This is a genomic window from Pauljensenia sp. C0254C2, assembly GCF_056583835.1.
The window spans coordinates 80,911-88,360 of sequence record NZ_JBWPJO010000010.1 but is presented as its reverse complement, the minus strand read 5'-3'; the positions used below and the strand labels follow the sequence as shown (position 1 = coordinate 88,360).

Here is a 7,450-nt window from a genome sequence, read left to right as displayed (position 1 = left end):
GACACTGCCGCAATCAACCGTGAGTTGGGGGTGGGGTACAGGCCTGGAGACAGGCACGTACCCCACCCCCCCTTTTTTACGCGCACACGCAAGCCCGCACACCCAGCGGGGCTGACCGACCGGATACCCAGTCAACCAGCATTTCATGTTTCACATCACATACGCCGCGGCGAATAGCTATTATGAGATCGGCATTAAGGCCACCGACAACGAATGGAGACAGACATGAACTTTGACGATCTGAAGAACAAGGCGACCGACGCGGTGCAGAACTCCGGCAAGGCAGACGATGTGCTGAACAACGTGTCGGAATCAGCCAAGAACGCCACCGACCACAAGTACGACGATAAGATCGACTCAGCGCGCGACGCGATCTCCAGCAAGATCGGTCACAAAGACGAAGCTGGCGCCGAGGATCCCCAGGCAGAAGCCAAGTAAGAACTTCATGTCATAATTCGAGCTGGTAGGGCAGAATGGTCTCGTGAATGAGAACCAGTCCCTACCAGCTTCGTGCATTATTGTGGCCGCAACACCGATCGGCGATGTCAACGACGCGTCGCCTCGGCTGTGCGCAGCCCTCCAGCAGGCAGATGTCGTTGCCGCCGAAGACACGCGCCGAGTCCGTGCATTGGCCTCGCGCCTCGGTGTCCACATTGCAGGATCCATCCTCGCCCTCCACGACCACAACGAGGGCGAGCGCGCGGGCGCACTCATCAGCCAGGCAAAATCAGGTGCACGCATCCTCGTCGTCTCCGATGCCGGCATGCCGACAGTCTCCGATCCGGGCTATCGCATCGTTCACGGAGCTATTGACGAGGGAGTACGCGTCACCGCCCTGCCAGGCCCTTCCGCTCCAGTAACGGCCCTCGCTGTGTCGGGTCTGCCATCAGACCGCTTCGCTTTTGAAGGATTCCTGCCACGCAAACAGGGTGAAGCTGAGCGCACACTCAAGGAACTGGCACGCGACCCGCATACTCTGATTTTCTTCGAATCACCGCGCCGGGTTCATGCCACGCTGTCGTTGATGTCTGAGCACTTCGGTGGCGCCAGGCGCGCGGTCGTGTGCCGAGAGCTGACCAAAGTGCACGAAGAAATCATGCGCGGAACCCTGGCGGAACTGGTCGACGCTACGCAGGGCGACGTGCTCGGTGAGATCACCATTGTCGTTCAAGGCGCCACTCAGAGCGTGAACGCACGGGACCATGTGCAGGCCGTCCTTGCCCTTGTTGACGAAGGTATGCGCCTGAAAGACGCTGCCGCTCAGGTCGCGCAAGCAACGGGTGCGCGCCGCAATGACCTGTACCGGGAAGCGCTGAAAGCTCGGTAGGAGGCTGTGCGGCGGCGCGGCTAGAACGTCGCAGCAGTGGATGCGAGCTGCTGCACGCCCTCCTCGTTCATGCGTTCACGAGCCTTGACACCAAGCTCTTCGCTCACCGGCGCCGTCAAATCTGAAAACACGCGAACCGTGAACTGCTCACGAACCGCATCGATTGCCGTATCGCACACGCAATGAGACTCAGCCAGTCCCACCACATCCACGTCAGTGATCCCCGCGTGGTGAAGTGCGTCGGCCAGGGTGGTGCCATCGTCTGCGACACCCTCGAACCCTGAATAAGCAGCCTCGTACTGGCCCTTCTTGACGGCAATGTCGACGGGAACATCACTGAGTGCCTGGTGGACTTCCGCATTCGGTGTGCCGGCAACACCGTGAGGCGGCCACGAGTCGACGAAATCCGGCTCGTCGGAAAAATGCGCACCTGGGTCAATGTGCCAGTCCTGGGTGGTCGCAATGAGGTCGTACGTATCCGGGTGGCTGCTCACAAAAACGGCGATACGCTGCGCAACCGCGTTGCCGCCCTCGACTCCGAGTTCACCGCCTTCGCAGAATGTCGGTTGGACATCGACGATGATGAGCGCGCGGGACACGGTTCCTCCTCATGATTCGGTGCATATGCACACCTTTGTGGGTTGGTCTCAACTGTAGAGGTACGGCAGCGAAAGTGCGAACCGACAGGCACGAAGCGCGCGCGAACATGGCTACCACATGCCGATCGCCCTGCAGCCGCACTTCAATGTCGTACACCGAGCCGAATTTGAATCAGAGCGCCTTGACATTGCGCGCGAATGGAACCTGGGTGTCTTCCCTTATTTCTCGCTGGCTTCCGGTTTCCTGACCGGTAAGTATCACCGCGGCGACAAGCTGGAAGGCGACCGAGCCGGAATGGTGGCTCCGTACGTGTCCGCTCAGGCGTTCGACGTGGTTGACGCGGTGACGCGCATTGCCCGCGATAAGGATGTGGCACCGGCTGCTGTCGTCCTCGCCTGGCTGATCGCGCAGCCCACCATTGCTGCACCGCTCGCCTCGGCACGTAACCTCGGGCAGCTCGAAGGCATCATGCAGGCCAGCTCCGTGGAGTTGAGCCAGGAGGAGATTGACGAACTGACGCGCCTGTCGGATGGGCTTTAGGTCACGACCGGCCCCGGCCCGTTCCTCACAGGCGGAAAATCAGTCTAGGCTAAGGGTATGAGTCGTATTCTGTCTGCCGTCGCGTGGCCCTACGCTAACGGGCCGCGCCACATTGGTCATGTTGCTGGTTTCGGTGTTCCCTCTGACGTGTTCTCCCGCTATATGCGAATGGCGGGGCACGACGTCCTGATGGTGTCGGGAACGGACGAGCACGGCACACCGATCCTGGTGGCGGCTGACCAGGAACACGTCACCGCCCGCGAACTTGCCGACCGCAATAACCGCCTGATTGTCGAAGACCTGCAGGCACTGGGCCTGTCCTACGACCTGTTTACGCGCACCACCACCGGTAATCACTACAACGTTGTGCGCGCCATGTTCGAGGTTGTCCGAGACAACGGCTACATGCTGGTGGAAACCACGCGAGGCGCAATCTCTCCCTCGACGGGACGCACCTTGCCGGACCGTTACATCGAGGGCACGTGCCCACTGTGTGGGGCCGAGGGAGCGCGCGGCGACCAGTGCGACAACTGCGGCAACCAGCTTGACCCGACAGATCTGATCAACCCGCATTCACGCATTAACGGTGAGACACCCGAGTTCGTCTCCACTGACCACTACTTCCTCGACTTGCCCTCACTGGCTGCTGCGTTGTCGAAGTGGCTGGATGAGCGTGAAGAGTCCGGCACGTGGCGTCCGAACGTCATCAAGTTCTCTCAGAACTTCCTCAAGGAAATCCGGCCGCGTGCCATGACTCGCGACATTGACTGGGGAATCCCGGTCCCAGGGTGGGAAGACCAGCCCTCCAAGCGCCTGTACGTCTGGTTTGACGCGGTCGTCGGCTACCTGTCCGCATCGATCGAGTGGGCGCGTCGAAGCGGCGATCCTGACGCGTGGCGCAAATGGTGGAACGACCCGGAAGCGCTGTCCTACTACTTCATGGGCAAGGACAACATTGTCTTCCACTCGCAGATCTGGCCGGCTGAACTGCTCGGATACAACGGTGAAGGTGCGAAGGGTGGCGAGCCGGGTGACCTCGGGCATTTGAACCTGCCCACAGAAGTGGTCTCGTCTGAGTTCCTCACCATGGAAGGCAAGAAGTTTGCCTCCTCACGCGGCATTGTCATCTACGTGCGAGACATGCTCAGCCGCTACCAGCCTGACGCGCTGCGTTATTTCATCAGCGCGGCCGGCCCGGAAACATCCGACGCGGACTTCACGTGGACGGAGTTCGTGCGCCGAACCAATTCGGAGCTGGTGGCAGGGTGGGGCAACCTGGTCAACCGCACCGCATCGATGATCCACAAGCGCTTCGGCGAAATCCCGCAGCCCGGTGAGCTCACCGACGATGATCGCGCATTGCTGGACGCAGTTGAAGCCGGCTTTGATGAGGTCGGCTCCCTGATCCGCACGCACCATCAAAAAGCCGCGCTGGGCCAGGCAATGCACCTGGTCGGCCTGGCGAACAAGTACGTGACTGATCAGGCGCCGTTCAAGTTGAAAGCTGAGGAAGAGCGCCCTCGTCTGGCAACAATCTTGTGGACACTGGCGCAGGTGGTGAGCGACCTGAACATTATGCTCAGCCCGTTCCTGCCGCACTCAGCCAACGACGTGGACACCGTGATGGGCGGCGAGGGCACCATCGCCCCCATGCCGCGCATCGATGAGGTTGAAGATCTGGACGTGACGAACGAGGATGGCTCACCGCGACGCTACCCGATTCTGACCGGCGACTACACGCATGTTCCTGAGTGGAAGCGCCATGATATTGAGGTCGGCCGTCCGATCGCCAAACCCGCGCCCGTCTTCCGTAAGCTTGACGACGCCATTGTCGACGAGGAGCTGGAGCGGGCTCAGGTCTGACAGTGCCGCGTAGCTAGCGGCCCTCTTTACGTGCCGTGACTACTGCCGCGACGATCAGTCCCAGGCCCAGCAGGATCAGTGATCCGATGAGCAGGATTGACATGTTGACCGTGGAATGAACTCCCACGATGAACACGAGGACTCCTGTCATGATGATAATTGCCGCCCAGATGAGCTGCCCAACGTTGACGGATGGAGGTGGCGGGGGCGGCAACGCGGGTGCCGCAGGATTTTCGCCTTGCTCGGCAGAGCGCCAGTCCGCGCTGTCGGGCAGCGCCTCAGTGTCGGTGTTCTCTGGTGTTGATTCGTCGCTCATTGCTGCATCCTTATCCATTGCTGCGTGAAGATGATTGAGCAGTGTCTCCTGACTGTGCGCCGCTTTGAGACAGGTCGCCGCTCTGGATCGTGTCACCGGAGATATCTGCAGGCGCAGACTCGATGATGGTGACGCTGCCGTACACATTGGTGATTTCCAGGTTGATCCCGTGCTGAGGAGACCAAAAATCATTGCGGAATGCCAGTTCCTCTGACACGAACTGCACTTCCGGAATCCATGGGCTGGACACCCGGCCTCCTTGTGCATCCAGCCAGTAGTCCGAGCGGATCAGACCGACTGAGCTGTACAGATGAAACCCCACCGGCTGATTTTGACGCATCATGATCGTCACATCGCCACCAATATCGTCCAGACGGATCGTTTTGAGCACATCTGCCGGTGCCTGCGAAAGATCCAGAGTGAATGAACCGGTGTCCGATAACTGCGTCGCAGTCCAGTCGTATGTCACGGCCGTGTCTGCCTCTGCCATACCCGGTTCTTCGCTCTCCAGGGTCTGCAGGTATTGCTCCTGCTCGTATTCGGAGTAGCCCACAGCCAGCACAAGTGGAGAGCATACTGCCACAAGAACGGACAGGCAGATCAGCCATGGCGCGCGACGCCCTCGAAAAGCCGTGAACGCAAGGACTATGCCGAGCCCCACGAGAACGCTCGCTGTCAGAACCACGAACACGCGTACCGCATCCACGCCGCCCAGACCTTCCTGAACGACCAACGCGCACGCTGCTGCAAGAGCAAGGACAATGAGGCCGGTAATGGCCAGGTTCGCCGGCATCGGCACAGAGGGCGAGGCCGGTCGCTGCGCAGGTGGCACCGTCCACGGATTGTTCGGCGTGCCGGTGGCAGGAGATGGTGTTGGCGCACTCACAGGCCGAGGCGCGCTGGCGGGGACATAGCTGGATGGTGGCACATGTGGTAGCGCGCCTTTCTGATGGTTACGCGTGTACTGCACCGCACCGGCAATCGCCATAATGGTCAGGATGATCGCGCCAAGAATGACGAGTGGGTAGATCCACGGCACTGCAGCACTGGAAGCCAGTCCGACCAGAGTTGTCACCAGTGCGCCCGCAAACCCCACATCGAATGTGCCGAATCGGATCAGCTGTTCACAGTGAATACGGCCGTCGCGGTACTCAGGCAGGAAAGCCCACGCCAGTCCATAGGCAGGCAAGATGAAAACGGAACACAGCAATCCCAGAACAATCGCCATTGCTCGCACGAATGCCAGATTCCAGCCAGTGCGCGCAGACATGCCGGCGCATACGCCTCCGACCAGGCGATCCTCACCGCGAAACCAGCCTGACCGACGGATGGAATCGAAAAACGATGAGGACCCGGGATCGGTGAAGGGTGTGCCTGCTGAATAACTCATGAAAACTACTGTGGCAGACTGAGTCGTTCACATCCATCGGGGAGAGCCCTGATTCCCCCCTGAAAAGAAGCTGAGAATCACGGTCCGGAGCGGTTTTGATGCCAAGATAGAACAGTGACAGCAGCCAATCGTGAGCGCGACAACGGGTGGATTCCGCCTGCCCGCCATGACTCCTCACGTCCACCGCTGATCCGCGCCACACATTCCTCACAGGCCATGCCGCGTCCGATCCTGGCCGGCGTCTGCTCCGGCATCAGCGTCCATATCGGATTACATGTATGGATCGTCCGCGCGATCTGCCTGTTGTTGTGCACGGTGGGAATCGGCATTCTCCTGTACGTCTGGTTCGCCGTCACCATGCAGGTGGACCGCGGCAGGCGCACAAGCCGATCAGATGGCGCGCTCGCCACCCCTTTGACGCGATCGACCTTTTCAGCCCGATCCAAAGGCGTATCCGCCCAGCTGCTTGCCGCCGGACTGATCGCGATCGGCCTTGCCACTGTTCTGGCGATCCTCGTGGCACTCAACGTCGCCCAGGCCGTTGACATCCCTGCCATACTCGCCTCCATCGTCGGACTGGCACTGGTGTGGAGCCAGAGCGCCTCGCGTCGCAAGAAACTCAGCGCGCTGAACATCGTACTGATCGCCGCCGGCGTCGCATTCTTCCTGCTCGGCATTTTCGCCCTGTTCTTCGGCAGCACGTCACGTTTCCTGGTGACTCGCTCCCTGTTCGTCGGCGTGGTGCTGATCGGTGGACTGATCTTCGCGGTTGCTCCGCTGTGGCTGCGAGCCTCAACGAACCTGTCAGCGACACGTGAACAGCAGGTGCGCGACGCCGAACGCGCAGATATTGCCGCTCACCTGCACGATTCAGTCCTGCAGACTCTGACACTGATACGCGCTCACGCCCAGGATCCGACCCGCGTCTCAGCATTGGCGCTGCGTCAGGAACGCGAACTGCGATCCTGGCTGTACACGGGTCACCACGAAGTGTCCGACTCCTTTGCCGCAGCTCTTCGCGAGTCCGTTGAGAACGTCGAATCCCGCTACGGCGTCCCGATCGAGGTAGTAAGCGTGGGAGATTGCGTGCCCACCGTTCAGGCCCTCGCCCTGGTTGCCGCCACCACGGAGGCCGCCACGAACGCTGTGCGTCATGGTCGCCCACCGGTCACCATCTACGCGGAAGTCGGCTCAATCAGCCTTGATGTCTACGTGAAAGATCAGGGCGAGGGCTTCGACCTGGACACAATCCCTGACGATCGCCACGGCATCCGACACTCCATTATCGGCAGAATCGACCGGGTCGGCGGCACGGTGACGATCCGTCGCCTATCATCTGGTACCGAGATCCACATGAATGTCCCCATCGACGAGGGCGACCCTGCGCCCTCGGAGACCACTGAAAACTGAGAGG

At 60.6% G+C, this 7,450-nt stretch carries 7 protein-coding genes and 1 pseudogene; 5 read left to right on the top strand and 3 right to left on the bottom strand.

Features of this window, described 5'->3' with window-relative positions:
- Nucleotides 1-225 precede the first annotated feature (225 nt).
- Nucleotides 226-438 (top strand): Rv0909 family putative TA system antitoxin, encoded by a 213-nt coding sequence (locus AC1DA5_RS08255; protein ID WP_058236220.1) that lies wholly within the window; start codon nucleotides 226-228, stop codon nucleotides 436-438.
- Between the two features lie 43 nt (nucleotides 439-481).
- A complete protein-coding gene (gene rsmI, locus AC1DA5_RS08250) occupies nucleotides 482-1,327 on the top strand; it encodes a 16S rRNA (cytidine(1402)-2'-O)-methyltransferase (protein WP_058236219.1) in 846 nt (281 codons plus the stop codon).
- Nucleotides 1,328-1,347: 20 nt separating this feature from the next.
- Here the strand turns inward: rsmI and AC1DA5_RS08245 are convergent, their stop codons facing one another.
- Nucleotides 1,348-1,926: an isochorismatase family protein gene (locus AC1DA5_RS08245; protein WP_058236218.1), complete on the bottom strand. Its 579-nt coding sequence runs from the start codon at nucleotides 1,924-1,926 to the stop codon at nucleotides 1,348-1,350.
- A gap of 91 nt (nucleotides 1,927-2,017) precedes the next feature.
- On the opposite strand from AC1DA5_RS08245, the pseudogene AC1DA5_RS08240 reads away from it, so the two are divergent.
- Both AC1DA5_RS08240 and metG read left to right on the top strand, forming a co-directional pair.
- Nucleotides 2,018-2,467 (top strand): annotated as a pseudogene (locus tag AC1DA5_RS08240) (aldo/keto reductase); the annotation flags it as partial.
- A 57-nt stretch (nucleotides 2,468-2,524) separates the two neighbouring features.
- Nucleotides 2,525-4,330: a methionine--tRNA ligase gene (metG, locus tag AC1DA5_RS08235; protein ID WP_480289851.1), complete on the top strand. Its 1,806-nt coding sequence runs from the start codon at nucleotides 2,525-2,527 to the stop codon at nucleotides 4,328-4,330.
- Nucleotides 4,331-4,343: 13 nt separating this feature from the next.
- Here the strand turns inward: metG and AC1DA5_RS08230 are convergent, their stop codons facing one another.
- Both AC1DA5_RS08230 and AC1DA5_RS08225 read right to left on the bottom strand, forming a co-directional pair.
- Nucleotides 4,344-4,646, bottom strand: a complete 303-nt coding sequence (locus AC1DA5_RS08230; protein ID WP_480289850.1) for a hypothetical protein — start codon at nucleotides 4,644-4,646, stop codon at nucleotides 4,344-4,346.
- A gap of 10 nt (nucleotides 4,647-4,656) precedes the next feature.
- Nucleotides 4,657-6,036 (bottom strand): PspC domain-containing protein, encoded by a 1,380-nt coding sequence (locus AC1DA5_RS08225; protein ID WP_070726235.1) that lies wholly within the window; start codon nucleotides 6,034-6,036, stop codon nucleotides 4,657-4,659.
- 114 nt (nucleotides 6,037-6,150) lie between these two features.
- On the opposite strand from AC1DA5_RS08225, the gene AC1DA5_RS08220 reads away from it, so the two are divergent.
- On the top strand, nucleotides 6,151-7,446 hold the full coding sequence (locus AC1DA5_RS08220; RefSeq protein WP_480289847.1) for a PspC domain-containing protein: 1,296 nt from the start codon (nucleotides 6,151-6,153) through the stop codon (nucleotides 7,444-7,446).
- Nucleotides 7,447-7,450 lie beyond the last annotated feature (4 nt).